This is a genomic window from Paraburkholderia lebeckiae (assembly GCF_014201005.1).
In the GTDB taxonomy this organism is placed as follows: Bacteria; Pseudomonadota; Gammaproteobacteria; order Burkholderiales; family Burkholderiaceae; genus Paraburkholderia; species Paraburkholderia tuberum.
Genome location: NZ_JACHDK010000010.1, coordinates 145,915 through 170,721 on the forward strand (window position 1 = coordinate 145,915; position 24,807 = coordinate 170,721).

Genomic DNA, 24,807 nt, shown 5'->3' on the forward strand with positions numbered 1-24,807 from the left:
AATTCGGTGATTGACGAAAATATAACCCTCGGGGCAAAACAGGACGCCAAATTGGCGTCTTTCTCTCGGCACACGCGACTGATTCCTATGATCGTCGCTGTGCCGATGTTTTTACAGGCAGTCGATACATCGATACTGGGTACGGCACTTCAGTCCATTGCTGCGTCGTTGAACGTTGAGATACTTCACCTCAATTTCGCTATCAGCGCGTATCTCTTGAGTTTGGCGCTGTTTCTGCCCGCGAGCGGCTGGCTCACGGATCGCTTCGGTACCCGCCGTGTTTTCTGTTCGGCAGTCGCAATATTCTCTCTGGCGTCGGCACTGTGCGGAGCCGCAACCTCTATCACTCAAATCGTTCTGTTCCGGATATTGCAAGGCCTCGGCGGCGCGATGATGGTGCCGGTCGGACGGTTGATCCTCTTGCGCAGCATCCCGCCTGCGCAGTTGGTAATGGCGATGGTGTGGTTCACCGTGCCGGGGACCATCGGTCGTGTCTTGGGACCGCTTCTCGGAGGCTTCATCGTCACGCTGGCGTCATGGCGGTGGATATTCCTGCTCAACATCCCTTTCGGTGTCCTGGGAATCTTGTTGTCACTAAAGTTTGTGCCGGATTCGCGATCCGAAAGAACGGAGCGATTCGACCTAACAGGGTTCGTTCTGATGGCGATCGGACTTTCTGGAGTGGTCTGCGGCGTGGAAACTATCGGGCGCAATTTTGTTCCGCTGAGCGCTACAATTTTCGTCACGAGCATCGGTATCGTGGCGTCGATCGCCTATTGGATCTATAGCCGAGATCGTACTGACGTGATAATCCCGCTTAGCATTTTCGGATATAAAGCATTCAGTATCACAAATATTGGTGGTATGCCGTTACGAATAGCGGTTGGTTCGGCGCCTATTTTCGTTCCGCTGCTTTTGCAAGTGGGCGTGGGATTCACGCCTATTCAATCCGGATTGACGAGTGCCTGGCTTTCGGTTGGTGCCTTTGGAATTCGGCCGATCCTGCGGCGGGCTATTAATAAATTCGGTTTTAAGCCTCTTATGATTACAGCGACCGTATTGTCGGCTGCTGCATTTGCAGCCTATGGTTCGTTTTCGCCGGGAACATCAATTTATTTCATGTCTGCTGTGCTTTTCATGGCGGGCATTGTCAACTCGCTTGGAATGGTCACGATGAATACGGTCGGATTTTCTGGCGTTCCGAAGGCTATTATGAGCAAGGCAACAGCACTTTCGACTATGATGCAGCAGACGTCGATGAGTTTTGGTGTCGCTCTATGTGCTTTCTGCTTGACGATCACTGCACAGACTCACGGGCATAGTGCGGAGCATTTGACGATGAGCGATTTTCCGATGACGTTCTTTATCGTTGGGGCCTTGAGTTGTCTGTCAGTGGCTGCGTTCATCAGTCTCCCTGCTGATGAAGGTGCCGAGCTGCGATAAGTAATCGAGGACAAGACGATGAATAAGGGAAATGCATCGTCAGTGGGCAGCGATTACGGACGGGATTCAGGCGAGCATTTTTGTGGCTACGACGCTACAGTCGCTTCCCCTGCTTCATACTCCGCCGCATCTGACTGTCGACTAGACGTTCTGGAGGGAACACCTTGGACCCAAACCGTTAGACGAATAAGCCCGTCCCGATGAATTGCAGTCAAAAGTTAGACACCGATCTGATGGACCTGCACAACGGTCAAGTTGTCACCTACCAGATGGACCAGCGGCCCGGCTTTGAACTAGACGGTGTTACGAACTTCGCAGTACTGGGATTGTATGGACAAGCATAAGCATGGCGAAGACGACAAAATGCAGACACTGCGAGTGTTTCGGGCAAGCGTTCGTAGTCACGTGCGAGGCGTCGAAAGCGGTTGAGCCGTCCGAAGCTGCGCTCGACTACCCATCGACGTGGCTAGATTGTTCGGGTACTCCGAGGACCAGATCTTCGTGCCCTCGGGCAGCAGGCCATTGGTCTTCATCTCACGCACCGCTCGGTGTGAGGCGGCATACCCATCGAGCGTGATCGTCTCCGGCAGCTGGCCCTGATGTTTGATTGCCTTGCTGAAAAAGGCTTTGGTCGCGGACACATCGCGCTTCGCTCTGAGCATGAAGTCTACCGTCTGGCCACCTCGATCTGCCGCACGGTACAGATAATCCCATTTGCCACGAACCTTCAGGTAGGTTTCGTCAACACGCCGTGACCGCCCTGTGGGTATGCCAAAACGATTCCAGCGCTTGACGAACTCCCGTGTGAAGCGCTTCACCAAACGCATAATCGTGGTGTGCGCCAGCGACAAACCGCGCTCGGCCATCATCTCGACCAGATCGCGCAGGCTGAGCTAAGGTACCAGCGCACGCAGAGAATGATGATCTCCCGATCAAAATGTCGCCCATCAAACACCGCCTCCAGGCCCTTGCGCTTGATCATCACCGACCACCAGATTGTTGGTCTGAATACTTTAACCGATTCGCGGAGCCTATTTGCATCAGAACCATGCGACATTCCTTCTGCTCATGCCGGGAAGCACAAAGATGAAGATTGCTGCTGGGTGACGCGCAACGAAGCTGTAGCATCGACGAAATCAACATGTTCGGAAACGGCGACAGATCGGGTTCGTGTTCTTCGTCGTCTTACTCTACCCGCACATGGACTGCGTGCCGGACCCTGTCATGGTGACCATACTGAAGGGGTCGCCTCGATCCACCCGGGCCTCGTTCAGGCGACGGGCGCAGGATGTCAGCGCGAATATGTCTGGCCGCGGGGAGAAACGTATGTTCAAGCATCCGTTGGTGCAGATCATCCGTTGGTGCAGACCGATGGTTCGGCCCTCTCCGAAGCCGCATTCAAATGACGGTGACGCTCGCCATGGAAAATGGCGCCAAAACCACGGGGCTCAATGTCATCCCGGAATTTCATGTCCTCGCATACGGCACCGAAATGATCGCGGACACCGAGGATCGAGTCGTCCAGGCCACCCGAAAGCGTGCGGTTGACTACCTCGCGGTCATCGCAAAAGCGGCCGCGCCAGCAGGTGTCGAGTGCGATACGGTTGCCACGAACCGCACCCTATTGTCCCGTGAGCTTCACCTGATCCCGGTCCGGTGCGCGGCTCACACCGCCGTCGGCACCACGACGATGCCGGCAACGGTGAACGTGGACTCCGGGCTTTCATGTATGCGCGGAACACATAGGCCCAATACACTGACAAGGTCGTGCATACAGGTCTAGAATGAAATTGGCGTTGCGTCGTTGGCGAAACGCTTTTCCCGAAACGGAAAGCGGCTGGCGACGTGGCCAGGAATCCCCACAGGACAGTGTCGCTCACTGCAAACGTGCGGATTCGGTTTCGATTTAATCAGGACCAAATAGGTCCCGATTAAAACGGGAGATGTTCCTATGTTGCGCATGAGCAAACTTGCCGATTACGGCACGGTGATCATGACCGCGATGGCGCGCGATCCGGATGCCGTCCACAGCGCAAGCAGCATTGCGACGGTGACCGGCGTCGCGATGCCTACGGTGTCAAAGGTGCTGAAAGTTCTGACGCGGGGTGGTGTCGTGGAGTCGCTGCGCGGCACAAACGGCGGTTACCTGTTGCCTCGACCGCCCGGGCGGATCACGCTGGCGGAGGTGATCGCCGCTGTCGACGGCCCGATTGGGATGACCGAATGCAGCACTACGCCAGGACTGTGTATCCAGGAGGCGGCGTGCGCGGTGCGCGCCAACTGGCAGAAGGTCAATCGCCTGATCTACGAAGCGTTGCAGCAGGTCACGCTGGCGGACATGGCGGGCCCCGCCTTGCGCGCGGTCGATATCAGCGCGATCCGCGCCCGTAGCATCCCCAGCCACCGCGCGGTCGCGATGCCTGCGCGCATGTCGACTGACGGAGGCCACGCATGAGCGCATCCACAACCGGTTTCGATGAACTGATCAGCCGCGAATACCAGCACGGTTTCGTGACTGATCTGGAGGCCGATGCGCTTCCGCGCGGGATAAGCGAGGACGTGGTCCGGCTCATTTCAGTGAAGAAAGAGGAGCCGGCGTTCATGCTCGAATGGCGACTCGCGGCCTATCGCCACTGGCTCACGATGACCGAGCCGCATTGGGCGACTGTCGAACACCCGCCGATCGATTATCAGAACATCATCTATTATTCCGCGCCGATGACGAAGAATCGACCGAAGAGTCTCGATGAAGTCGATCCGGAACTGCTACGTACCTACGAAAAGCTGGGTGTGCCGCTGAGGGAGCGCGAACTGCTGGCGGGCGTAGCGGTGGATGCGGTATTCGACAGCGTGTCGGTAGCGACTACGTTCCGCGAAAAGCTGGCGGAACTCGGCATTGTGTTCTGTTCGTTCTCGGATGCCGTACAGCATCATCCCGAACTGGTGCGAAAGTATCTCGGCTCGGTCGTGCCGCACACCGACAATTTCTTTGCTGCGCTCAATTCCGCCGTGTTCAGCGATGGGTCGTTCTGCTACATCCCGCCGGGCGTGCGCTGCCCGATGGAACTGTCGACCTACTTTCGTATCAACGCGCAGAATACCGGGCAGTTCGAGCGCACTCTGATCGTCGCGGACAAAGGCGCGTACGTGAGCTATCTGGAAGGCTGCACCGCGCCGATGCGTGACGAAAACCAGCTGCATGCCGCTGTGGTCGAACTGGTCGCGCTGGAAGGTGCACAGATCCGCTATTCGACGGTGCAGAACTGGTATCCGGGCGATGCGTCGGGCAAGGGCGGCATCTACAACTTCGTGACCAAACGTGGCGACTGCCGCGAGGCGAATTCGAAGATTTCATGGACTCAGGTGGAAACCGGCTCGGCGATTACGTGGAAGTATCCGAGCGTGATCCTGCAGGGCGATAACTCGGTCGGTGAATTCTATTCGGTCGCGCTGACCAACCACTATCAGCAGGCCGATACCGGAACGAAGATGGTTCACGTCGGCCGCAATACGCGCAGCACGATTCTGTCGAAAGGCATTTCGGCTGGCCGCGGCAAGAACGCGTATCGCGGCCTCGTGAAGGTCGTCCGTGCGGCGGAAGGCGCGCGCAACTACACGCAGTGCGATTCGCTTTTGCTCGGAAACCGTTGCAGCGCCCACACATTCCCTTACATCGAGGTCAAGAACCCGACCGCGAAGGTCGAACACGAAGCATCGACATCGCGCATCGGCGAAGACCAGTTGTTCTATTGCCGGCAGCGTGGGTTGTCGCCGGAAGATGCTGTGTCGATGATCGTGAACGGCTTCTGCAAGGAGGTCTTCAAGGAGCTGCCGATGGAGTTTGCTGTCGAGGCGCAAAAGCTGCTCGGCGTCAGTCTGGAAGGCGCCGTGGGATAACCCTCAGCGATTCGAAGGATTCGAACCATGCTTGAAATCAGCAATCTGCAGGTCGAAGTCGACGGCAAGAAAATTCTGCATGGCATCGATCTGAGTGTAAAGGCCGGCGAGGTGCACGCGATCATGGGCCCGAATGGCTCGGGCAAGAGCACGCTTGCCCAGGTGCTGGCCGGGCGCGAGGAGTTTGCTGTCACGGGCGGCGAGGTCTCGTATCTCGGCCGTGATCTGCTGGCGCTCGCACCCGAGGAGCGCGCGCATCAAGGACTGTTTCTCGCGTTCCAGTATCCCGTCGAGATACCCGGCGTAAGCAACATTTATCTGCTGAAGGCGGCGTTGAATGCGCAGCGGCGGTATCGTGGCGAGCCGGAGCTCGATGCGATGGAGTTTCTGCAACGGGTCAAGGAGAGGATAACGCTGATGCAGATGGACGAGAGTCTGCTGTATCGCGCCGTGAACGAAGGTTTTTCCGGCGGAGAGAAGAAACGCAACGAGATTCTGCAGATGGTCGTGCTGGAGCCCCGGCTCGCCATTCTCGACGAAACGGATTCCGGACTCGACATCGATGCATTGCAGATTGTCGCGCAGGGCGTCAACAGCATGCGCAGTCCAGAACGGGCGATCGTGCTCGTGACGCACTATCAGCGGCTATTGGACTACGTCGTGCCGGATCGCGTGCATGTGCTGGCGAATGGCCGGATCGTGAAGTCGGGGTCCCGTGAACTGGCGCTGGAGCTGGAGCGTAAAGGCTATGGTTGGATCGACGATGAAGCGGTGCAAGCAGAAAATAGAGCAAGCCAGGAAAGTGCGGGGCGTCCATGAAAAACGAATCTCTCGACTATTTCCATCAGGCTTTTGGGCAACTCGCGAAGACGTTGCCCGGCGCTGAATTTCCGTGGCTGCGTGACGCGCGCCGAAGCGCGTTCGACCAGTTCGACGCGCTGGGTTTTCCGACCACGCGGCACGAGGACTGGAAATACACGAACGTGTCGGCGCTTGGCAAGCGTCCCTGGCATTTCAGGGCACAACGCACCGACCTCATCGACCTCAGCGGCGGTAGGGACGGGCGCCGCATCGTCGATGAACTCGAGCTGGACCCTGCCGGGCATCGACTGGTCTTTGTCAACGGTCGGCATGTGCCGCGGCTGTCGAAGCTCAACGGCTTGCCGCATGGCGTATTTGTAGGCTCGCTCACGCGGGCGTTGAAAGAAATGCCGCAACGGCTGGAGGCGGCGATTGTCTCGCCGGAATATGCAGATGGCTTTGCCGCGCTAAACACGGCGTTTATGACGGACGGGTTTGCCGTCGTGCTGCCGCCTGGCGAGGTCATCGATCAACCGGTGCAGATCCTGTTCCTGACCGATGAAGCGAATCTTGCGATGCAGCCGTTCAATGTCGTGCTTGCAGGAACACGCTCGGGCTGCACGATCGTCGAGCACTTTTTAGGGCTATGCGACGACGCGTACTGGACCAACGCGGTCACCCGCATCGTCGCAGACGAACAGGCGGATGTGCAGCACTACCGGTTGCAGCGGGAAAGCTCGAAGGCTTTTCATATCGCGTCAGTCGCCGTTGCGCAGCAACGTGGCAGTTGTTTTACCTCACATGCGTTCGCGTTCGGCGCCGCGTTGTCGCGCACTGGTATTGGCACAAGCCTGAACGCCGAGAACGCGCAAGCCACGTTGAACGGTCTTTATTTCGTTGGGGGCCGGCAGCACGTCGATCACCACACGCGCATCGATCATACTGAGCCGCACGGCACGAGTCGCGAATACTATCGCGGCGTGCTCGACGGCGCTGCGCGCGGCGTGTTCAACGGACGCGTCATCGTGCATCGCGATGCGCAGCAAACGGACACGCATCAGGCGAATCACAACCTGCTGCTGTCACGCGATGCGGAGATCGACACGAAGCCGCAACTCGAGATCTACGCCGACGACGTGAAATGCACACACGGCGCGACGGTCGGGCAACTGGACGACAGCCAGCTGTTCTATTTACGTGCACGGGGCATCGAAGAGCGTATGGGGCGGGCGCTATTGACATACGCATTTGCGCGCGACATTGTCGAACGTGTGCGCATCGATTCGCTGCGTGGCCGTCTCGAAAACCTGCTGTTCGCGCGCACCCCGGAAGGGGAGCGCATCAGGGAATTGCTATGAAGCCGATCGAACAGATGCAGACGCCCGATCCGCGCAATGTCGAGCACTGGCGAGCCGATTTTCCGATTCTGGGCGAGCGCGTGCATGGCCGGCCATTGGTCTATCTCGACAATGGCGCCACTACGCAAAAGCCTGCCTCGGTCATCTACGCGGAAAACGCTTACTACCGGCATAGCAACGCCAATGTACACCGCGGCGTGCATCTGCTGTCTCAGCGCGCGACCGATTCATTCGAGGCCGCACGCGCGAAGATTGCACGCTTCATCAATGCGCAGCGTCCGGAGGAGATCGTGTTCGTGCGTGGCACGACCGAAGCGATCAATCTCGTCGCCCAGAGCTATGCTCGCCCGCAAATCAAGCCCGGCGACGAAATCCTGATTAGCGCGATGGAGCACCATTCGAACATTGTGCCGTGGCAACTCGTCTGCGAGCAGACGGGCGCGGCGCTGAAGGTCGTGCCGATCGACGATACGGGCGCGCTCGACGCCGACGCGTACGAGCGTTTGTTGAGTGAACGTACGCGGCTGGTCGCGATGACTCATCTGGCCAACGCGCTCGGCAGCATCAATCCGGTGGAGCGCATCGTTGCAGCGGCACGCGCGCGGGGCGTGCCGGTGCTGCTGGATGGTGCACAGGCAATCGCGCATCTGCCGGTCGACGTCCGCGCGATAGATTGCGATTTCTACGCGTTTTCCGGGCATAAGGTGTACGGACCGACTGGCATTGGCGTGCTATACGCCAAGGCCGCAATGCTTGAGGCGATGCCGCCATGGCAGGGCGGCGGCGACATGATCCGCTCGGTAACGTTCGAGAAAACGGAATACAACGCGATTCCGTGGAAGTTCGAGGCGGGTACGCCGAACATTGCCGGCGCGATTGCGCTGGGCGCGGCACTCGACTATGTCGACAGCATCGGCATGGAAGTCATCGCCGCGCACGAGAACGAACTGCTCGCCTATGCGACGGCCGCGCTGCGGGTGATACCGGGCTTGCGTTTTATCGGTAGCGCACGCGACAAGGCAAGCATTGTGTCGTTCGTGCTCGACGGCGTGCATGCCCATGATGTCGGCACGATTCTCGATCGTCACGGCATCGCCGTGCGTGCGGGCCATCATTGCGCGATGCCGGTGATGCAGCGCTTCGGCGTACCGGCTACCGTGCGCGCGTCGCTCGCCCTCTACAACACGCACCAGGATATCGACGCGCTGATCGAAGGCCTCGTCAAAGTCAGGGAGATATTCGGAACATGAGCGATCTGCGTGATCTGTATCAGGAGGTTATCTTCGACCACTACCGGCGGCCGCGTAACTGTCATGGACTGTCCGGTGCCAATCACACGGCTGAAGGCTATAACCCGCTGTGCGGCGACCGGATTACGCTATATCTGCGAATCGAGGACGGCATCGTCAAAGAGGCGAGCTTCGAAGGCGCAGGCTGCGCAATTGCGACAGCATCAGCGTCGCTGATGACCGAGGCGCTGAAAGGCAAAACCGAAGCAGAGGCCGAAGCGCTGTTCGGGCGCTTTCACGACATGGTGACAACACCCGCTGCAGGGCAGGCGGCAGCCGCGCCGGAGATGGGCAAGCTGGCGGTGCTGTCCGGAGTACGTGAATTTCCCGAGCGGGTGAAGTGCGCGACGCTCGCCTGGCATACGCTGCACGCCGCGCTGCACGACGAGGATCGCCCCGTTTCCACAGAGTGAGGCAGACGATGAGCACATTCGACTGGCTGAAGCGCGCCGAGGCCGCACAACCCGGCAGTGGCACAACGACAAAACATCTTGAAGAGCGCGTGATCGACGCGCTGCGCACCGTGTTCGACCCGGAGATTCCGGTCAACATCTACGATCTGGGGCTTGTTTACGGTCTTGACGTGGACGAAGCCGAAGGCCGCGTTGGGATCCGCATGACGCTGACCGCGCCCGGCTGCCCGGTTGCGCAGACCTTCCCGGCGACGGTGGAGGATGCGGTGTTCTCGGCGAGCGGAGTGAACGACGTGCACGTTGAACTGGTGTGGGATCCGCCGTGGTCGAGAGACCGGATGTCGGATGCGGCGCGCCTGCAATTGGGGATGCTTTGACATGTCCGACTGGGTCGATGTCGCCGCGATCGGGGATTTCCCCGCTGGGTCTGTACGCAGCGTCGAGGTCGATGGCGCGCAGGTTGCTGTGTTCAACGTCGACGGCACCTGTTATGCAATCGAGGATGTCTGCCCGCACGACGGCGGCATCCTGACGGGCGGTGTTGTGGAAGGCGACGTGGTCGTCTGTCCGCGCCACGGTGCACGGTTTTGCATCAGGACCGGGAAGGTGTTGGCGCCGCCGGCATATGAGGATGTGGTGGCATTTCCGGTGCGGATCGAGGCCGACGTTGTTCAGGTCCGTGACGAGCGATGGGATTGAGGTGCGCTGTTTTTCCGGGTTTTTTGCGTTGCCTCCGCTCCAGACGACGTTCTGCCGACCGACGCGAATGACTGGCATCATGTGGATGCTGTGGATGCGTCACCCTGCGCGCTTTTTTTTCGCCAGCTTGAATCGAGTCTGTCGTCCGCCTTTCGGGGGGCAATGGTCGGTCCCATTCGCCGCGCCGCATGGTCAGACCCCGCGCTGGCCACGGCAAACATGACACAGACGTTCCGGACCGCGTGCGGCTTACCGACGAGATCGCCGGTGTCGGACGACATCTGGATTTATCGCTGACGGATGTAGTGGTCCGATACGACATTGCGTTGATGGATCCATGCAATCGCCAGTTCGATTGCCTGGTCCCACGCTTCTTGCATGTCGCCAAAGTCGCCCTCGACGCCGAGCGTCCGGCTTTCGCTGTCCCGATCCGTGACAATGGCCGCGGCTGCATAGCGCCCCCGCTCCGACATCGTAACGAGCGGCCGGATCACGAAACCACGGTAGGTAATGTCTTCCCTCTGCATAGTGCCTCCCAGTAGCCAAGGAAACGCCGTTACAGCGCTGTGCGCGTCTATCGAGTCGCGCGCCATCATTCACGTGACGCAAGCACCGCGCCCGATGCGCTGCTGCTGGCGTCACGCGATACGCGTGACGATCATCGCCCGATGCTGCAAATGAGCAGACTTGATGCCCGCCCCGATGCAGCTCTACAAGCTGAGCTATCGGCCCGGCTAGCCCGATATTCATCCGCTACCGGCGCGACTTGCCAGCCCACTAGCCGATATCGATCGTGCGGCTCGCGGATCGCGACGGCTCCGATTTCGGTACGGTCAACGTGAGCACGCCGTTGTCGAACTTCGCCAGGGCGTGCTCGGGGTCGGCGTTTTCCGGCATCGGGATCGTGCGCACGAAGCTTCCATAGGCGCGCTCAAGCCGGTAGCAGCCGTCTTCCTCGCTGCGCACGTCCTGTTTTTTCTCGCCGCGCAGCACGAGCGACCCATCCTCGACGGTGACGTTCAGATCCTCCCGCTCCATTCCGGGCAACTCGGCGGTTACACGCAGTACCTGCCCATCATCGACCACGTCGATGCGCGGCTGGAAGCGCGATGAACTGAAGTCGCCAAACCATCGTTCCAGAGCACCCCGTCCGGCGAACGGATCATGAAAGAACTCTTCGACTGCACGCCACGGTTCGCGCGAGAAGAATCGTGGAATGTCGGAGAACGGGGCCCGCCACTGTTCGCTTGCCGGCGGGCCTTCCGGGCTGTCCGCGCCGGACTTGCGCCCCGCGCCACGCAGGAACTTGAAGGGATTCCACTTCTTCGGGTCGGTGTTCATCGCATCCTCCTCTACGGTCTGGCAGGAGAGCCGGATATGGGTCATTTCACCGAAGCAGCGATTTCGCCGCCTACTTACACTCAACGTGTCACATCCGGGCTGCGGCGGTCGAGAGGTGGTGGCCAGACGGCCACCACCGGGTTTCCTCCTCGTCGCTGTCGCCCGCACTGCTAGTTCGTGCGGACCTCGATGCGGCGCGGCCGCGCCTCGTCGCGGCGCGGTATCGTCAGCTTCAGCACGCCGTCCTTCAGGTTTGCGTCGATTTTCGAGGTGTCGAACTCGGCACCAAGCGAGAAAGCCCGCGCGAAGTGAGGCTGGCGGATCTCCGCATGCTGTACGCGTAGCCCCGCTGGCGTGGGCACCACCGCCTCGGCCTCGATGTACAGGTTGCCGTCATGCACCTTCACATCGAGCCGGTCCCTTGTTACGCCGGGCAGATCAGCCCACAGGGTGACGCCCTGGCTATCCTCGAAGATATCCACGGGCGGCGTTAGCGTGATTCCGCGTTGCGACTGCTCGTCTTCGCGCCGGGACACTGCCGTTTCATCTTTCCGGGCAAGTTCTGTCGTGTCGTTCATGATGTCCTCCTCAGTTCCTTGACGCATTTCATTGAACGGTGATGGCCCGCGGCTTGGACGCCTCCCGCTTGCCGATGCTCACGGTCAGGCAGCCATTGGTGTACTGCGCCGTCACCTTGTCGGGGTCGGCATGCTGCGGCAGTTCAATGACGCGCCGGAAAGAGCCGGTGAAGCGCTCCTGCGCATAGGTACGCGTGTCGTCGCCAGCCGCGTCCGGCTGTGCGGTCCCGCGTTCGCCGCTAATGGTCAACAGTCCTTTGTCGATGGATACGTCGAGGTTCGCCGGATCGATACCCGGCGCGAACGCGACGATTTCAATCGAGTCGTCGGTCGAACCAATGTTGACCTGCGGGAATGCGCCGAAGCGCCCGGAACGGATGCTGGAGGGGAAGCCGCCGAACAGGTTTGCCATCTGCCGTTGCAGACGGTCGAACTCGCTGAAAAGGTCGGTCCCGAAGTAGAGATCACTCATGGTCGTTTCCTCCTATAAACCAGCAGGAAGACGAACTGGCCTACGCGCTCCAGTCCGTCCGCCATGCTGCCGGCAAACAAATCGAAACACGCAGTGCGCCAAAACATCCCGGCGCGACTGCCTGAGCGATATCTAAAATAGGACTGGAAACGGAAATTTCAAGGAGCTATGGCGACTTTTTGTTCTTGAATTCGGATTGCCACACCCCTATTTTCACGACACCCTGCAACACCCTGCGAGGACACCATGGAATTCGAATACGACTGGTTCACCCTTGGCCGGCACCGTATCCGGTTGCGCTCAACAAAGGGTTTCCCGACCGGGACGATGCGCACGGCGGTTGAAGTCATCCGGCTGGCGATCGACAGCAACATGAGCGCCCGGGCGCGGCTGGTTGAAGTGGTGTGCCGGCATGATTCCGCTTACGAGATCGCTGTCGGCACCACGTTCGCCGACGACCGGTTATGCGCGCCGCACCTGGAAGCGGCGGTCGCGACGGTGCTCGGGCTGCAACCGGCGCAGATCAACATCCTTGTGACCGTCGTTACGCAGGAGGAGGTCGACCTGCACTTCGGTGTCTACGAAAGGATGCTGGCTGAAAAACTCGGCGTGGTGCCGCCGATCCAGTAGCGCGCGCGGCAAGGATGGAGCGGTTGATCGGAAACTGATGCGGAAAATAAAGGTCGTTTGTCGGCGAGGCAGCCCACGTCGATCTCGTCGATGCCGCGATCCTCGATGCGGTCCGTGAACGTCCTGACGGCGGCCTTCATCATGCCCATCGCCGAAAACAAGCTGAGCGCGCGCGCCTCGTAGGTCGAGGTGGTCACGACGCCGCGGCCCGCGTAATCGGGCGGCGCCTGCTGCCGTCTTCGAGCACCTGCGGCGCGCTGTTGCGGCCGCCGCCGATCACCTCCGCGCGGCCGCGCAGTTCCGGATAGCGCAGCAGTTCGGCGGCGAACGCATAAAACGCGTCCATATCGAGGTGCGCGATGCGGCGGGTTGGCGAATTCATGGGGATTGACGCGGACGACGGCAATGAGCAGGAGCGGCGAAGGCGCGCGTTCCGATCGCGCCAGCCCGGCATGGTACCTTGCCGCGACTTCCGCCGGTCAGGGCCGCCGCGGTCGGCCGCACGCGTGTCGTTCAACGCAATGTTGAAAAAAAGTGGCTTCAGAAACTTCGCGCTGTCGACGGGCGCGGACCCCGACGAGAAGCTCCGTGCATGGAAGCGGGCGGGGCGCGTCGATAGCGATGAATGGAACTACGCGGTCGCACGATCGGCGACGCGCGCGCTTGGCGTCGTCGTCAAGGGCCGGCGCTCCAGCCCGCTGAGAGACTGGCCCGGCCTGCTGGCGATGTGGCTGTCGATAGGCGTCGCGATGGGCGCCGGGTTCGGCTGGTTCGCGTTCAAGCGGATCGCGCGGCAGGTGTCGTTCCTGGCATCGCTCGAATGGGCGCAGGGCTGGCTGTTCGCGAAGGCCATGCGCCGCGAGGAACTGGTCGCATGGCTGGAGGCGCGCCACGCGTCGCGCGCGCCGGCGCAGCCCGCGATCCAGTAGTTCGGCGCCCGGCCGTGCCGGGCGCGATGCGCTTACTGCTTGACGCCTTCCGCCTGGATATGCAGCGTGGTCTTCATGTTGAAGCCGTACGCCTTGCCGAAGTCGATGCCGAAATCGTCGCGATTGAACGTCGCGACCGATTCGGTGCCGCACACTTCGCGCTTCAGCATCGGGTGCTTGATGCACTTGAATGATTCGATCTTCAGATTGACCGGTTTCGTGACGCCGTGCAGCGTCAGCGTGCCGATCACTTCGACCGGCTTGTCGCCGTCGAAGCGGATCTGCGTGCCCTTGTAGGTCGCGGTCGGGAACTTCGCGGTGTCGAAGAACTTGTCGCCGACCAGTTCCTCGTTGAGCTTGTCGTTGCCGATGCCGACCGAGGTCAGGTCGATCGTCGCCTCGACCGTGCCGGTCTTCGCCGCGCGATCGAGCACGACGGTACCGCTGCTTTTCTTGAACTTGCCGCGCCAGATCGACAGGCCGCCGAAGTGGTCGGTCTCGAAGCTCGGCGACGTGTGCGTCGGATCGAGCAGGTAGGTTTCGGCGGCGGCCATCGCGTTGAACGAGCATGCAGCGGCGAGCGCGCCGGCGGCGAGCAGGAAGGATTTCTTCAAGTTGGACTCCAGAGGTCGAAGGGTAAGGCGGTGCTGCGGCGTTGTGGGTTATTTCTTCGCCGCGACCAGATGAAATTTGATGACGACTTCGTCGGCGACCACCGACGTGTCTTTCCATTCGCCGGTGCCGACGTCGAACTGCGTGCGTTTGATCGGCAGCGAGCCGTCGAAAGTTTGCGTGGCGCCCTGGCTCGCGATCACGACCGGCACGACGACCGTTTGCGATTTGCCTTTGATCGTCAGCTTGCCGGTCACCTTGTACTGGTTGCCGCCAGCCGGCGCGATCGAGCTCGACACGAAGGTCGCACTCGGGAAGGCGCCGCTGTCGAACCATTCCTTGCCTTGCGCCTGCTTGTTGTAGTCGTCGGCGCCGAGGTCGTAGCTCGCGGTGTCGATCGACACGTTCGCGCTGCCCGCGGCAGGCTTCGCCGGATCGAAATTCAGTTGCGCGGAGAACTTCCTGAACTTGCCGTCGACGGGCACGTTCATCTGTTTGGTCGTGGCGATGACGCTGCTTTTCGCGAGGTCGACATCGGCGTGCGCGAGGTTCGCGCCGAGCAGCGCAAGCACCGCGAAAGAAGCGAGCGTCGCGCGATGAGCGGAGTGATAAAAGGGTGTCTTCATAATGGTACGCATCCTATCCGAGCTTCGCGGCCTGATTGCACACCGCGAGGAATTTGATTGCCAACCAGTCGTAACCAATCGACAGGAGTTATGGCTTTCTTGTAGCTGTCATATCGTTATGCGCGGGTCTTCAGAAACGGCACCATGCGCGCGAGCAATCCGTCGCGATCGATGAACTGATGCTTGAGCGCCGCGAGCGCGTGCATCAGCACGAGCGCGAGCAGCGTGTAATTGAGCAGCACGTGCACCGTGCGCAGCGTGGCCTTCAGCGCCTGATCGGGACCGATGATCGTCGGCAGCGGCAGGATGCCCAGATACACGACCTGAATGCCGGCCGCCGAGCTGTAGAAGTAGCCGGACAGCGGAATCGCGAGCATCAGCAGATACAGCAGACCGTGCACCAGATGCGCGGCGGCCTTCTGCCACGCGGGCGTCGCGGCATCGAGCGCGGGCGCGCGATGCGTCGCGCGCCACAGCACGCGCAGCAGCGCAAGCGCGAACACGGTCACACCGATCCATTTGTGCCATGAGAAGTACTTGAGCTTCGTCGGCGTGAAGCCGGGGATATCGGTCATGATCCAGCCGATGTAGAAGCCGCAGATCATCAGCGCGGCGACCAGCCAGTGCAGCGCGATCGCCGCGCCGTGGTAGCGCGTGGGAGCGCAAGCGTGTGTTTGCATCGTGTTCTATCCGTTGCTCGCGAGAAGCCGCGTGGGAATGCGGATAGTAGGGATGCCCATTCAAACTGAATAGGCGGGTGCGCGGGAACAGATCGTTGTCGCGGTGATGTCAATCGTGTCGAAAGGCATGCGCGCTGAAGGTACGCGCATGAAGGCACGCACACTGCTGTGGAGCGCTCGCCTGGGTACCGCTGTGGTAATTTGTTGCCCCGAACTACAAGGTTGCGCGCTTTGCGCAGCCATCGACATAACCCATTATTCGGGCTTTAAGCCGTGAATTCCATTTTTCTTTCCTGGAGTATTGCCGCGTTCGCCACCGCCGGCGTGATCACACGGCCGTTCAAATGGCCCGAAGCCGTGTGGGCCGTCGGCGGCGCGGCGCTGCTCGTCGCCCTCGGCCTATTGCCCTTGCATCTCGCGGTCGAAGCGATCGGCAAGGGCACCGACGTCTATCTGTTCCTGTTCGGCATGATGCTGCTATCCGAAGTCGGCCGCCGCGAAGGGCTGTTCGACTGGGTCGCGGTGCTCGCTGTCAATCATGCGCGCAGTTCGCCGCGCAAGCTGTTCGTGCTCGTGTATCTGTTCGGCGTGGTGATCACCGCGTTTCTTTCCAACGACGCCACCGCCGTCGTGCTGACGCCCGCCGTGTTCGCGGCGGCGAAGAAAGCGAAGACACCGCCGCTGCCGCTGCTGTTCGTCTGCGCGTTCGTCGCCAATGCGGCGAGCTTCGTGCTGCCGATTTCGAATCCGGCCAACATCGTGCTGTACGGCAATCACACGCCGCCGCTGGGACCGTGGATGCTGCGCTTCACGCTGCCGTCGGTGCTGTCGATTGCCGCGACCTTCGTGATGCTGCGCTGGACGCAACGCGAGGCGCTCGCTGGCGTCTGCGAGGCAAATCTCGACGCGGTCGAGCTCTCGGCGAGCGGGCGCGTCGCGCTCGCGGGCATCGTGGTGACGGCCGGCGCGCTGTTGACGGTCTCCGCCTACGACATCCAGCTCGGCCTGCCGACCGCGATCCTCGGCACGCTGACGGCGCTCGTCGTGCTGATCAAGGAGCGCAGATCGCCGCTGCCGATGATGCGCGAAATTTCGTGGAACGTGTTGCCGCTCGTCGCCGGGCTGTTCGTGCTGGTCGAGATGCTCGATCACACCGGTGTGATCAACATGTTCGCGGGTGCGTTGCGCCGCGCGACCGAACACAACGAAATCGAAGCCGCCGGCTGGGCCGGCGCGAGTGTCGCGTTCCTCAGCAATCTGATCAACAACCTGCCGGCCGGCTTGATCGCGAGTTCGACCGTGATGCAGGCGCATAGCCCCGAGCGTGTGATCGACGCGCTGTTGATCGGCGTCGACCTCGGGCCGAACCTGTCGATCACCGGCTCGCTCGCGACGATCCTGTGGCTCAACGCGATTCGCCGCGAAGGCGAAGACGTCAGCTTCATGAAGTTTCTGAAAGTCGGCGCGCTGGTGATGGTACCCGCGCTCGTGCTGGCGCTTGGGGCACGGATATTAACTGGCTGAACGGATGCCGGACCCGCCCGCCATCGGCGGGCTTGTGCAGGAGCCGACGCGGTTCGCGCCGGTGAGCTGGTCCAGTCGCGCGCCGACCGAGCGCAGCCTCGCTTCGAGGCGGGCGACGCGCTGGCGTTGCGCGGGCACCATCGACGAACGGTTCAACGCATGCAGCCGACGCTGCCAGTACGACAGCGGAAAACGGTCGCGCCCTGAAAGTGCGTTGAAAACGACTTCGAGGTGGGCAATTTCCTTGTCGATATCTTGGTAATTCATCACAAAGGTCCAGGAAAGAAGGATGGATAGGGGCGCGCGAACTCGACAGGGATCGCAAGGTCCGTTCCATCCCGCCTATATGTAGTCAATATCAGCCGTGACGGCACAGAGCGCCATTTCGGGCGCGCACCTGGCGCGGTGCGCGATGGTAAGAAGCGGCAAACTCCATGCAAGTTTTACGCGGCGCTCCACCTTTCAACGGGACAACGGGAATTCACCAGGCGTGCCCGCGAGGCCCGTGTCCTATGCTGAGTCAACGGTGTGGGCCGGTCTCGGGGCGATCGAAACCGCCCGCGCGACGGCCCGGCGCGCGCTTTCAACGCGGCGCGATCACGAGCGGTTGCGCATAGCTGACCGTCGGCGCGGGCACCACCGCATAGTTGAGCACGGGCGGCACCGCGACGATGGTCGCGGCCGCCACTGGCACGGCGACAGGCGGTGCCGATACGTACACGGGATTGACCGGCACCGGGTAGTAGACCGGCCGCGGCGGCGGCGCGTAGACCACGGCGGCGGGCAGATACACGACGACTCTCGCGTAGGCAGCGGAAGAACAGGCGAGACCGACGGCGGTGAAAGTCGAGGCGCAGGCGAGACGGATAGTCATTTGGGACTCCTGATACGTGAATGCCGACGAACGGCAGACGGAACGATACGCAGCAGGCCCGCAAAACGAAACCGCGAACTCATTTCGTTCGATGTCACGCTGCAGCGGCACCCGGCGCCGTGACATGATTCGACATGATTCTTGAATTGCGATTGCGCGGCGTCTGACCAAGAATTCGGCCTGTCCATCGAAACGGATCGCGGCACCCAGGCAGGCGACGGTCGATGTTCCAACCGAAGGAGTCAGTCATGAAGAAGTTGCTCGCCACCGTGCTGCTGTGCTGCGCGTCCACCGTCGCATTCGCTCAGGCCGCCGCGCCGCAAGGTATCGGCCAGCAGCGGATGGAGCGCATGGAGCAGCAGTTGCAAACGCGTTTTTCAAGCGCGAACACCACCCACGACGGCAAGCTGACCCGCGACCAGGCGGCGGCCGGCATGCCGATGCTCGCGCGTCATTTCGACGAGATCGACACGCAGAAGGCCGGCTACATCACGCTCCCGCAGATCGAGGCATTCATGCAGGAACGCGGGGCCGCACACTGAGCGGCTCGGTTATCGAGGAGCTTTCGGATGGAGCGCCCCGCCAGGATCATCGTGCTCGACGACGAAGCCGAGTTGCGCAACATGCTGCTGCGGTTCCTGCGCGGTCACGGCTTCGACGTGCGCGCGGCCGAGGACGGCAAGCGCCTGAATCGCTACCTGGAGCGCGAGCCTTTCGACCTGCTGATACTCGATCTGATGATCGGCGAAGAGGACGGCCTCGAGATCTGCGCGAAGCTGCGCGCTCTAGGACAGACCTTGCCGATCCTGATGTTGACCGCGAAGGGCGATCCGCTCGATCGCGTGACCGGCCTCGAAACCGGCGCCGACGACTACCTCGCGAAACCGTTTCTGCCGCGCGAACTGGTGGCGCGAGTCAATGCGTTGCTGCGCCGCCAGAAGATGGCCGCGGGCGACGTCACGCTGACGTCGCAGCGCGTGCGTTTCGGCGACTTCACGCTCGACGTCGGCAAGCAGGAGCTGTCTCGCGCGGGCGAGCCGCTCGAGATTCATTCCGCGCAGATGCTGCTGCTGGTCGCGCTCGCGTCGTCGCCGAATCGCGCGGTGAGCCGCGACAACCTGCTCGCGCGTGCGCGAGGGCGCGACCATGACGCGCTCGATCGCAGCATCGACGTACAGGTGCTGCGGCTGAGGCAGATCGTCGAGGACGATCCGTCGAAGCCGCGTTTCATTCGCACCGTCTGGGGCGCCGGCTATATGCTCGTCGCCGATGTCGAATCATGATGCGCTCGCTGTCGCGCGCACTGCTGCCGCGCACGCTGCTCGCGCGCAATATCGCGCTGTTGATCGCGCTCGTGATGCTGAGCCAGCTCTGCTCGATCGTCGTGCTGCTGCATTACGTGCAGCGGCCACGCGTCGAACGCGCGGCGGCCGTGTTCGCGACCTACGTGACGACGCTCGACAACCTGCTCGCGGCCACTCCGCCCGCCTCGCGCGCGGCGCTGACCGCGCGTCTCGACGCGCGCGAGCAGTTGCCCCCCGAAGCGACCGACACACCGCCGCACGATCTGTTGCGTGTGTACAGCACCTATCAGCGCGGCGTTTTCATCGACAGCCTGCAGAAGCATCTGCCCGCCGATATGCCCGTGCGGTGGCAGACCGAGGGCGCGCAGCGGCTGTGGATTCGCATGCATGCGCCGGCTGCCGGGTCCGACCACGCGGCGGGTTCGTTGGCCAGCGCACCATACTGGATCGCGCTGCCGGTTCCCGAGGACGCGCAGGGCAGCGGCCTCGAAGCGGCGATCTTCCTGTCGTTGGGTCTTGGCGTGCTCGCCGCGCTCGCCGGCTACGCGATCCAGCTGCACCTGAATGAACCGTTGCACGAGCTCACGCAAGCGGCGCGGCGCGTCAGCGCCGGCGACCTGCCCGCGCCGCTGCCGACCGACGGCCCCGCCGAAATCGCCGCCGTGGGCAGCGCTTTCAATCAGATGACGCGCGCGTTACAGGACGCCGAAGCGACGCGCGCGTTGATGCTCGCGGGCATCTCGCACGACATCCGCACGCCGTTGACGAAGCTGCGCCTGTCGATGGCGATGGCGATGCCGCAGGGGGCCGACAGCAGTTTCGTGATCGCCGCCGAATCGTATCTGGATCAGATCGAGACGATTCTGCAGCAGTTCATGGATTACGCGGGCAGCGGCGAGCGCGAGGAAGCGCGGCCCGGCGATCTGAATGCGCTGATCGAACGGCTCGCGGGCGACTTCGCGGGGCTCGGGCACGAGTTCGACCTGTCGCTGGGCAGCTTGCCGGCCGTTCGATATCGGCCGATCAGCATGATGCGGCTGCTGATGAATCTGATGCAGAACGCGATCGTCTACGGCGGCAGCGGGCTTGCGGTGCGCACGTGGGCGACGCAGGACGCGGTCACGGTTGCGGTCGGCGATCGCGGTAAAGGTTTGACGGCGGAGGAGTTGGAGAAGCTGAAGGCGCCGTTCCAGCGCGGCCGCAACGCGCGTGCGCATAGCGGCGGCACGGGGCTGGGGCTGTCGATCGTCGAGCGGATTGCGCGGCTGCACGGCGGCGGCCTGCAGTTTCATCCGCGCGACGGCGGCGGCCTCGAAGTGTGGGTCGTATTGCCGGTCAAGGCGGCATGATGGGATGAGGAGGTGGCGTTCTTGCCGCTCACTCGCGATCGAGCCACGCGTCGAGCCCGACCCGAAACGCGACGCCTGCGATGACCGGCACCGTCAGCATCAGGATGATGCCGAAGTTCGGGATCTCGTCGCCGTACATGATCGGGTTGTACAGCACGACGCCCGACACGATCGCGAACATCACGACGCCAATGGCGACCATCAGGAGATTGCGCACGGACATGGACAGTGTCTTGCGCTTCGGCTTGTCCGTCGTGTCGTGAGCGCCGGGTGCTTCGTCGTGTTGGGCAGGCATGATGGTTCTCGTGGCAAGAATGCGGCATCGGAAGCCGTCGCGGCGGGTACCGCGCCCGGCATCATACCCGGAGGCGCGCGGCTGCTGCAGATCGGGGCCGCGCCGTTGCGGGTACTCACCCGTTCCAACAATATATGCCATTCCAGGCCGCGATTTTCAGGCGTCGGCAGTCGACCCCGCCGGAGGCGCCGAATCCGCGCGAGACGCCGATGCAAGCGCGCAACCGCTCAGGCCGAGCTCGTCGAGAATCGCGCTCATCAAGCCCGTGCGGCGCCATTGCAGCCACCTGATGTAGCACGTCTGCGACGGCGGAAACGTGCCGGGCAGCCGATGCCATTTCTCGTTGCGCGTGACGACCCACAGAATCGCGTCCAGGATCTCGCGCGGAGGACGCGCGGGCCGGCCCAGACGTTTCTTCGGGTCCTGCTTGAACAGATGACTGATGCGCGCCCAGGCGTCATCGGAAAGAGGAAGATCTAGCATGCCGCCAACACCTGACTGACTGGTTTATGTCGATCTTACGGTTTGGGCGGTTCCTTCTAATTCCGGATTTACGCGTGGTTTGGTCCGCTGAACCGCGGATTGCTTCGCGTCCGATGATGCTAGCGTTGCTTTCCTGACCTTCCTCTGCGACGGGCCGGAGATTACCGCGACCACGTTGAAGGAGCTGACGCTGCCCTCCCTCATAGCATCTAGGACGCCGCTTCAGTGTGGTCGAGCCATTGCGCGAACTCGTGTCGCAACTGCGCGATATCGAGCGGCTTGCCGAGTAGCCGTGCACCCGGAATCGCCGCCCCGATCTCCGCGCTGCGACCGTAGCCCGACACCAGCAGCACGCGTATTTCCGGCTGCACGCGCCGCACCGCGCGCGCGAGTTCGTGGCCGGACATGCCGGGCAGCGTGAGGTCGGTCAACAGCACGTCGTAGCGTTGCGTGTTCGCGAGCGGCAACGCTGCTTCCGCGCTCGCGACCGCGGTGCAAGCGAGGCCCAACGCGCCGAGCAGTTCGCCGAGCGCCTCGCGCGATTCGGTGTCGTCCTCGACGAACAGCACGCGCGCGGCTTCGTGGGCCGCGCGCGGCTGGATCGGCTTGTGCGGCTTTTTCTTCGGCTCTTTGTGCGACGTTTTCTGCGGGCCCTTCGCAGTGGCGTACGTGTTGGCGCTTTCGTACGCGGCGGGCGGCACGCATGCGGCGATACGCGCTTCGCGCATCCCGGCCGCGTGGTCCGCGCGCGCGGCGCCCGCGCGTAGAACGTTACGCACCAGACGGGCAAGATCGTCGCGCCGGTACGGCTTCGACAGCAGCGTGATACCGGCGTCGAGCTTGCCGTGGTGGACGATTTCGTCGCGCGTATAGCCCGATGTGAACAGCGTGGGCAGTGGCGGCGTACGCGCGGCCGCGCGTTGCGCGAGCTCGACGCTCTTCAGCTTGCCGGGCATCACGACGTCGGTGAACAGCAGATCGATCGGCATGTCGCTGTCGATGAATTCGAGCGCCGCGTCGCCATTCGACGCGGTCAGCACCTTGTAGCCGAGCTGCGCGAGCATTTCGACCGCGGTCAGCCGCACGTCGGCATCGTCCTCGACGACGAGTATCGTTTCGCCGCCGCCGACCGATGCCGCAGTGCCGTCGACGGTTTCCGGCGCCTCCGCCTCGCAGCAGCGCGGAAAGAACAGCGACACCGTGGTGCCGTGTCCCACTTCGCTTTCTATCGACACATGCCCGCCGCTTTGCCGCGCGAAGCCGAACACCATGGACAGGCCAAGGCCGGTGCCGTGGCCGTCGGGTTTGGTCGTGAAGAACGGCTCGAACACGCGTTGCAGCACTTCGGGCGGCATGCCCGAGCCGGTGTCGGCAACCGAGAACTCCACGTATTCGCCGGGCGACAACTCCGGCTTGCCGCGGCAGAACGCGGCGTCGAGCGTGCGGTTGGTCGCGCGCACGGTCAGCACGCCGTCGGCGCGCATCGCGTCGCGCGCATTGATCGCGAGATTGAGCAGCGCGTTTTCGAGCTGGTTGCGGTCGACCTGCACGTTCCACAGATCGTCGCTGAGCACCGTGTCGATCCGCACCGTTTCGCCGAGCGCGCGATGCAGCATCTCGCTCATGCCGGTCAGCAGGCGGCGCGGATTCAGCACGGTCGGCGACAGCGGCTGACGCCGCGCGAACGCGAGCAGATGCGCGGCGAGCTTCGCGCCGCGTTTGACGGCATCGGTCGCGGCGGATAGACGCCGCTGCGTGACCGGGTCGTCGTTTGCGTCGGCCGCGAGCATCTGCAGATTGCCGTTGATCACCTGCAGTACGTTGTTGAAGTCGTGCGCCACGCCGCCCGTCAGGCTGCCGATCGCTTCCATCTTCTGCGCCTGGCGCAGCTGTTCCTCGGCGAGCGTGCGCGCCGCGATCGAATCGGCGACGCGCTGCTCGAGCGTTTCGGTTAACTGAAGAAGCTGCTGTTCGGCGATCTTGCGATCGTGAATGTCGATCAGCACGCACGGAAAGCGCGTCGGTTCGCCGTGTTCGTCGAACTGGCAGCGGCCGTTCGCCTGTACCCACATATAGCCGCCGTCAGGCCGCCGGATTCGGTACTCGGCGCGAAACGGCTCGCCGCTGCGGATCGCTTCGGCGGTCAGGCGGTCGTTGAGCGCCTGGTCGTCGGGGTGGATCATCTGCGTTGCGGCATCGCGCGCGACGCCCTTCGACGCTTTGTCGCGCGCAAACAGGAAGGTCCGCGCGAAGCGTTCGTCGCCCGTGACCTCGCCGGTGCGCACGTCGAGCACCCAGGTGCCGAGCACCGCGCCGGTGTTCAGAGCGAGCTGCAGGCGTTCGTTGGTCTCGTGCAATTCGGTTTCGGCTTGCTGGCGCATCCGCTCGGTCAGCACGCGCCCGGTGGTCTCGACGACCATCGCGAGCACACCGGCCGGCGCGCCGCTGTCGCCCGCGACCGGGCTGTAGTACAGATCCATCCACACGTCTTCCGGCTTGCCGTCGCGCAGCAGCACGAGCGCCTTGTCGCGATACGACAGCGTGCCGCCCGCGAGGCAGGTGACCATCACGTGATGGTTGAAATCGGCGACTTCGGGCCAGCCGTCTTCGACCGGACGGCCGAGCAGATACGGATGCCGCCCGCCCGCGAAGACCGCATAGGCGTCGTTGTAGATCATGTAGCCGGGCTCGCCCCACAACAGCACGAGCGGCATCGGCGAGGCGAGCATCATCTGGACCGTCGAGGTCAGACTGCGCTGCCAGTTTTCGATCGCGCCGAGGGTGGTGGCGCGCCAGTCGAATTCGCTGATGCGTCGCGCCATCTCGCCGCGCCAGCCAGCGCAGCCACAGTCTTGTGCCGGAAAAGGCATGCAGCGCTCCACGTGAAATCACGTCGAAAATGATTGGCTCTTGACCGAAGCTTCGAGGGTTCGCGCGTGTTGCGCAGCCTCGCGAACCCCAAAAATATTGTAGGGCACAACGCCTTATCGTTGATGCATCGCAGGCGCTATTTGGGGTTTTGCCGGGTAAGCAATCCTGTCCGAAACCCTACCAATTTGGCACCTCGTTCGATGCACGGGCAACATTTACCGCGAGGCGCGTTTGCTGCGCGGCGAAAGCGGAAGAAGCGCCCGCATTTCCGGCGTGGCTCGATACCTTCGTGGTCGTGCCCACGGTCAGGTGCGAATCGTGCTGCCGTCCCCGTTTCCT

At 62.3% G+C, this 24,807-nt stretch carries 29 protein-coding genes and 3 pseudogenes; 17 read left to right on the plus strand and 15 right to left on the minus strand.

What is annotated here, in order from left to right:
- Positions 1-6 precede the first annotated feature (6 nt).
- A complete protein-coding gene (locus tag HDG39_RS20755) occupies positions 7-1,443 on the plus strand; it encodes an MFS transporter (RefSeq protein ID WP_311666930.1) in 1,437 nt (478 codons plus the stop codon).
- Positions 1,444-1,746: 303 nt separating this feature from the next.
- On the opposite strand, the pseudogene HDG39_RS35180 reads toward HDG39_RS20755, so the two are convergent.
- Both HDG39_RS35180 and HDG39_RS20760 read right to left on the minus strand, forming a co-directional pair.
- Positions 1,747-1,909 (minus strand): annotated as a pseudogene (locus tag HDG39_RS35180) (transposase); the annotation flags it as partial.
- A 1-nt stretch (position 1,910) separates the two neighbouring features.
- A pseudogene (locus HDG39_RS20760) lies at positions 1,911-2,425 on the minus strand (IS6 family transposase); the annotation flags it as partial.
- On the opposite strand from HDG39_RS20760, the gene HDG39_RS20765 reads away from it, so the two are divergent.
- The 10 genes from HDG39_RS20765 to HDG39_RS20810 all read left to right on the plus strand — a co-directional run bounded on the left by HDG39_RS20765 (position 2,418) and on the right by HDG39_RS20810 (position 9,900).
- On the plus strand, positions 2,418-2,849 hold the full coding sequence (locus HDG39_RS20765; RefSeq protein ID WP_184008172.1) for a hypothetical protein: 432 nt from the start codon (positions 2,418-2,420) through the stop codon (positions 2,847-2,849). The pseudogene HDG39_RS20760 and the gene HDG39_RS20765 sit on opposite strands and share 8 nt — an antisense overlap.
- Complete coding sequence (locus HDG39_RS35185; RefSeq protein WP_260328115.1) at positions 2,846-3,226, plus strand: hypothetical protein; 381 nt, start codon at positions 2,846-2,848, stop codon at positions 3,224-3,226. The genes HDG39_RS20765 and HDG39_RS35185 overlap by 4 nt, the downstream gene beginning before the upstream one ends.
- Before the next feature lie 168 nt (positions 3,227-3,394).
- Positions 3,395-3,898 (plus strand): SUF system Fe-S cluster assembly regulator, encoded by a 504-nt coding sequence (locus tag HDG39_RS20775; protein ID WP_018424925.1) that lies wholly within the window; start codon positions 3,395-3,397, stop codon positions 3,896-3,898.
- On the plus strand, positions 3,895-5,340 hold the full coding sequence (gene sufB, locus HDG39_RS20780; protein WP_184008174.1) for a Fe-S cluster assembly protein SufB: 1,446 nt from the start codon (positions 3,895-3,897) through the stop codon (positions 5,338-5,340). The genes HDG39_RS20775 and sufB overlap by 4 nt, the downstream gene beginning before the upstream one ends.
- A 27-nt stretch (positions 5,341-5,367) precedes the next feature.
- Positions 5,368-6,159, plus strand: a complete 792-nt coding sequence (sufC, locus tag HDG39_RS20785; RefSeq protein WP_184008175.1) for a Fe-S cluster assembly ATPase SufC — start codon at positions 5,368-5,370, stop codon at positions 6,157-6,159.
- Positions 6,156-7,499 carry a Fe-S cluster assembly protein SufD gene (sufD, locus tag HDG39_RS20790; RefSeq protein WP_184008177.1) on the plus strand — a complete coding sequence of 448 codons (1,344 nt, stop codon included), beginning with the start codon at positions 6,156-6,158 and terminating at the stop codon, positions 7,497-7,499. Before sufC ends, sufD begins: the two co-directional genes overlap by 4 nt.
- A complete protein-coding gene (locus HDG39_RS20795; RefSeq protein ID WP_184008179.1) occupies positions 7,496-8,749 on the plus strand; it encodes a cysteine desulfurase in 1,254 nt (417 codons plus the stop codon). The genes sufD and HDG39_RS20795 overlap by 4 nt, the downstream gene beginning before the upstream one ends.
- Positions 8,746-9,201, plus strand: a complete 456-nt coding sequence (sufU, locus tag HDG39_RS20800; RefSeq protein ID WP_018424930.1) for a Fe-S cluster assembly sulfur transfer protein SufU — start codon at positions 8,746-8,748, stop codon at positions 9,199-9,201. Before HDG39_RS20795 ends, sufU begins: the two co-directional genes overlap by 4 nt.
- A gap of 8 nt (positions 9,202-9,209) precedes the next feature.
- Positions 9,210-9,578, plus strand: a complete 369-nt coding sequence (locus tag HDG39_RS20805) for an SUF system Fe-S cluster assembly protein (protein WP_184008181.1) — start codon at positions 9,210-9,212, stop codon at positions 9,576-9,578.
- A gap of 1 nt (position 9,579) precedes the next feature.
- Positions 9,580-9,900, plus strand: a complete 321-nt coding sequence (locus HDG39_RS20810) for a Rieske (2Fe-2S) protein (RefSeq protein WP_018424932.1) — start codon at positions 9,580-9,582, stop codon at positions 9,898-9,900.
- A 287-nt stretch (positions 9,901-10,187) separates the two neighbouring features.
- On the opposite strand, the gene HDG39_RS20815 is transcribed toward HDG39_RS20810, so the two are convergent.
- The 4 genes from HDG39_RS20815 to HDG39_RS20830 all read right to left on the minus strand — a co-directional run bounded on the left by HDG39_RS20815 (position 10,188) and on the right by HDG39_RS20830 (position 12,291).
- Positions 10,188-10,427, minus strand: coding sequence for a hypothetical protein (locus HDG39_RS20815; RefSeq protein WP_026226611.1), 240 nt, complete (start codon positions 10,425-10,427; stop codon positions 10,188-10,190).
- Between the two features lie 250 nt (positions 10,428-10,677).
- Positions 10,678-11,241, minus strand: a complete 564-nt coding sequence (locus HDG39_RS20820) for an Hsp20/alpha crystallin family protein (protein WP_184008183.1) — start codon at positions 11,239-11,241, stop codon at positions 10,678-10,680.
- A gap of 170 nt (positions 11,242-11,411) precedes the next feature.
- Complete coding sequence (locus tag HDG39_RS20825; RefSeq protein ID WP_018424935.1) at positions 11,412-11,819, minus strand: Hsp20/alpha crystallin family protein; 408 nt, start codon at positions 11,817-11,819, stop codon at positions 11,412-11,414.
- A gap of 28 nt (positions 11,820-11,847) precedes the next feature.
- Positions 11,848-12,291 carry an Hsp20/alpha crystallin family protein gene (locus HDG39_RS20830; RefSeq protein ID WP_018424936.1) on the minus strand — a complete coding sequence of 148 codons (444 nt, stop codon included), beginning with the start codon at positions 12,289-12,291 and terminating at the stop codon, positions 11,848-11,850.
- 246 nt (positions 12,292-12,537) lie between these two features.
- Between HDG39_RS20830 and HDG39_RS20835 the strand changes: the two genes are divergently transcribed.
- The gene (locus tag HDG39_RS20835; protein ID WP_184008185.1) at positions 12,538-12,921 is read left to right on the plus strand and encodes a hypothetical protein; all 384 of its coding nucleotides are present in this window, start codon (positions 12,538-12,540) and stop codon (positions 12,919-12,921) included.
- 80 nt (positions 12,922-13,001) lie between these two features.
- Here HDG39_RS20835 and HDG39_RS20840 read toward each other — a convergent pair.
- Positions 13,002-13,303, minus strand: a pseudogene (locus HDG39_RS20840) (Y-family DNA polymerase); the annotation flags it as partial.
- Positions 13,304-13,442: 139 nt separating this feature from the next.
- Between HDG39_RS20840 and HDG39_RS20845 the strand changes: the two are divergent.
- A complete protein-coding gene (locus tag HDG39_RS20845) occupies positions 13,443-13,850 on the plus strand; it encodes a hypothetical protein (protein WP_260328117.1) in 408 nt (135 codons plus the stop codon).
- A gap of 32 nt (positions 13,851-13,882) precedes the next feature.
- Here the strand turns inward: HDG39_RS20845 and HDG39_RS20850 are convergent, their stop codons facing one another.
- The 3 genes from HDG39_RS20850 to HDG39_RS20860 all read right to left on the minus strand — a co-directional run bounded on the left by HDG39_RS20850 (position 13,883) and on the right by HDG39_RS20860 (position 15,768).
- On the minus strand, positions 13,883-14,464 hold the full coding sequence (locus HDG39_RS20850; RefSeq protein WP_184008187.1) for a YceI family protein: 582 nt from the start codon (positions 14,462-14,464) through the stop codon (positions 13,883-13,885).
- 48 nt (positions 14,465-14,512) lie between these two features.
- Positions 14,513-15,088: a YceI family protein gene (locus HDG39_RS20855; RefSeq protein WP_184008189.1), complete on the minus strand. Its 576-nt coding sequence runs from the start codon at positions 15,086-15,088 to the stop codon at positions 14,513-14,515.
- Between the two features lie 116 nt (positions 15,089-15,204).
- Positions 15,205-15,768 (minus strand): cytochrome b, encoded by a 564-nt coding sequence (locus HDG39_RS20860; protein WP_184008191.1) that lies wholly within the window; start codon positions 15,766-15,768, stop codon positions 15,205-15,207.
- A gap of 273 nt (positions 15,769-16,041) precedes the next feature.
- Here HDG39_RS20860 and HDG39_RS20865 point away from each other — a divergent pair, with 273 nt between their 5' ends.
- Positions 16,042-17,292, plus strand: coding sequence for an arsenic transporter (locus HDG39_RS20865; protein WP_184008193.1), 1,251 nt, complete (start codon positions 16,042-16,044; stop codon positions 17,290-17,292).
- On the opposite strand, the gene HDG39_RS20870 is transcribed toward HDG39_RS20865, so the two are convergent.
- Both HDG39_RS20870 and HDG39_RS20875 read right to left on the minus strand, forming a co-directional pair.
- A complete protein-coding gene (locus tag HDG39_RS20870; RefSeq protein ID WP_018424943.1) occupies positions 17,281-17,559 on the minus strand; it encodes a hypothetical protein in 279 nt (92 codons plus the stop codon). The two genes, HDG39_RS20865 and HDG39_RS20870, sit on opposite strands and share 12 nt — an antisense overlap.
- Positions 17,560-17,875: 316 nt before the next feature.
- Positions 17,876-18,166, minus strand: coding sequence for a hypothetical protein (locus HDG39_RS20875; protein ID WP_184008195.1), 291 nt, complete (start codon positions 18,164-18,166; stop codon positions 17,876-17,878).
- Between the two features lie 248 nt (positions 18,167-18,414).
- Here HDG39_RS20875 and HDG39_RS20880 point away from each other — a divergent pair, with 248 nt between their 5' ends.
- The 3 genes from HDG39_RS20880 to HDG39_RS20890 are packed head-to-tail and all read left to right on the plus strand — an operon-like array spanning position 18,415 to position 20,819.
- Positions 18,415-18,708, plus strand: coding sequence for an EF-hand domain-containing protein (locus tag HDG39_RS20880; RefSeq protein WP_184008197.1), 294 nt, complete (start codon positions 18,415-18,417; stop codon positions 18,706-18,708).
- 27 nt (positions 18,709-18,735) lie between these two features.
- Entirely contained in the window at positions 18,736-19,449 is a 714-nt protein-coding gene (locus HDG39_RS20885) for a response regulator (RefSeq protein WP_184008199.1), read from the plus strand.
- Complete coding sequence (locus HDG39_RS20890) at positions 19,446-20,819, plus strand: ATP-binding protein (protein WP_184008201.1); 1,374 nt, start codon at positions 19,446-19,448, stop codon at positions 20,817-20,819. Before HDG39_RS20885 ends, HDG39_RS20890 begins: the two co-directional genes overlap by 4 nt.
- A 28-nt stretch (positions 20,820-20,847) precedes the next feature.
- Here the strand turns inward: HDG39_RS20890 and HDG39_RS20895 are convergent, their stop codons facing one another.
- The 3 genes from HDG39_RS20895 to HDG39_RS20905 form a co-directional block, all read right to left on the minus strand.
- Positions 20,848-21,114: a hypothetical protein gene (locus HDG39_RS20895; RefSeq protein WP_018424948.1), complete on the minus strand. Its 267-nt coding sequence runs from the start codon at positions 21,112-21,114 to the stop codon at positions 20,848-20,850.
- 156 nt (positions 21,115-21,270) lie between these two features.
- Positions 21,271-21,597: a transposase gene (locus HDG39_RS20900; protein WP_090806367.1), complete on the minus strand. Its 327-nt coding sequence runs from the start codon at positions 21,595-21,597 to the stop codon at positions 21,271-21,273.
- A 209-nt stretch (positions 21,598-21,806) separates the two neighbouring features.
- Positions 21,807-24,467, minus strand: a complete 2,661-nt coding sequence (locus HDG39_RS20905; RefSeq protein WP_184008203.1) for a response regulator — start codon at positions 24,465-24,467, stop codon at positions 21,807-21,809.
- Between the last annotated feature and the right edge of the window lie 340 nt (positions 24,468-24,807).

Bases quoted from the DNA above. Each gene is read 5' to 3' on its own strand.
- HDG39_RS35185 (WP_260328115.1), top strand. From the start codon at position 2,846: ATGACGGTGACGCTCGCCATGGAAAATGGCGCCAAAACCACGGGGCTC.
- HDG39_RS20775 (WP_018424925.1), top strand. From the start codon at position 3,395: ATGTTGCGCATGAGCAAACTTGCCGATTACGGCACGGTGATCATGACC.
- sufB (WP_184008174.1), top strand. From the start codon at position 3,895: ATGAGCGCATCCACAACCGGTTTCGATGAACTGATCAGCCGCGAATAC.
- sufC (WP_184008175.1), top strand. From the start codon at position 5,368: ATGCTTGAAATCAGCAATCTGCAGGTCGAAGTCGACGGCAAGAAAATT.
- sufD (WP_184008177.1), top strand. From the start codon at position 6,156: ATGAAAAACGAATCTCTCGACTATTTCCATCAGGCTTTTGGGCAACTC.
- HDG39_RS20795 (WP_184008179.1), top strand. From the start codon at position 7,496: ATGAAGCCGATCGAACAGATGCAGACGCCCGATCCGCGCAATGTCGAG.
- sufU (WP_018424930.1), top strand. From the start codon at position 8,746: ATGAGCGATCTGCGTGATCTGTATCAGGAGGTTATCTTCGACCACTAC.
- HDG39_RS20805 (WP_184008181.1), top strand. From the start codon at position 9,210: ATGAGCACATTCGACTGGCTGAAGCGCGCCGAGGCCGCACAACCCGGC.
- HDG39_RS20810 (WP_018424932.1), top strand. From the start codon at position 9,580: ATGTCCGACTGGGTCGATGTCGCCGCGATCGGGGATTTCCCCGCTGGG.
- HDG39_RS20815 (WP_026226611.1), bottom strand. From the start codon at position 10,427: ATGCAGAGGGAAGACATTACCTACCGTGGTTTCGTGATCCGGCCGCTC.
- HDG39_RS20820 (WP_184008183.1), bottom strand. From the start codon at position 11,241: ATGAACACCGACCCGAAGAAGTGGAATCCCTTCAAGTTCCTGCGTGGC.
- HDG39_RS20825 (WP_018424935.1), bottom strand. From the start codon at position 11,819: ATGAACGACACGACAGAACTTGCCCGGAAAGATGAAACGGCAGTGTCC.
- HDG39_RS20830 (WP_018424936.1), bottom strand. From the start codon at position 12,291: ATGAGTGATCTCTACTTCGGGACCGACCTTTTCAGCGAGTTCGACCGT.
- HDG39_RS20835 (WP_184008185.1), top strand. From the start codon at position 12,538: ATGGAATTCGAATACGACTGGTTCACCCTTGGCCGGCACCGTATCCGG.
- HDG39_RS20845 (WP_260328117.1), top strand. From the start codon at position 13,443: ATGTTGAAAAAAAGTGGCTTCAGAAACTTCGCGCTGTCGACGGGCGCG.
- HDG39_RS20855 (WP_184008189.1), bottom strand. From the start codon at position 15,088: ATGAAGACACCCTTTTATCACTCCGCTCATCGCGCGACGCTCGCTTCT.
- HDG39_RS20860 (WP_184008191.1), bottom strand. From the start codon at position 15,768: ATGCAAACACACGCTTGCGCTCCCACGCGCTACCACGGCGCGGCGATC.
- HDG39_RS20870 (WP_018424943.1), bottom strand. From the start codon at position 17,559: ATGAATTACCAAGATATCGACAAGGAAATTGCCCACCTCGAAGTCGTT.
- HDG39_RS20875 (WP_184008195.1), bottom strand. From the start codon at position 18,166: ATGACTATCCGTCTCGCCTGCGCCTCGACTTTCACCGCCGTCGGTCTC.
- HDG39_RS20880 (WP_184008197.1), top strand. From the start codon at position 18,415: ATGAAGAAGTTGCTCGCCACCGTGCTGCTGTGCTGCGCGTCCACCGTC.
- HDG39_RS20885 (WP_184008199.1), top strand. From the start codon at position 18,736: ATGGAGCGCCCCGCCAGGATCATCGTGCTCGACGACGAAGCCGAGTTG.
- HDG39_RS20890 (WP_184008201.1), top strand. From the start codon at position 19,446: ATGATGCGCTCGCTGTCGCGCGCACTGCTGCCGCGCACGCTGCTCGCG.
- HDG39_RS20895 (WP_018424948.1), bottom strand. From the start codon at position 21,114: ATGCCTGCCCAACACGACGAAGCACCCGGCGCTCACGACACGACGGAC.
- HDG39_RS20900 (WP_090806367.1), bottom strand. From the start codon at position 21,597: ATGCTAGATCTTCCTCTTTCCGATGACGCCTGGGCGCGCATCAGTCAT.
- HDG39_RS20905 (WP_184008203.1), bottom strand. From the start codon at position 24,467: ATGCCTTTTCCGGCACAAGACTGTGGCTGCGCTGGCTGGCGCGGCGAG.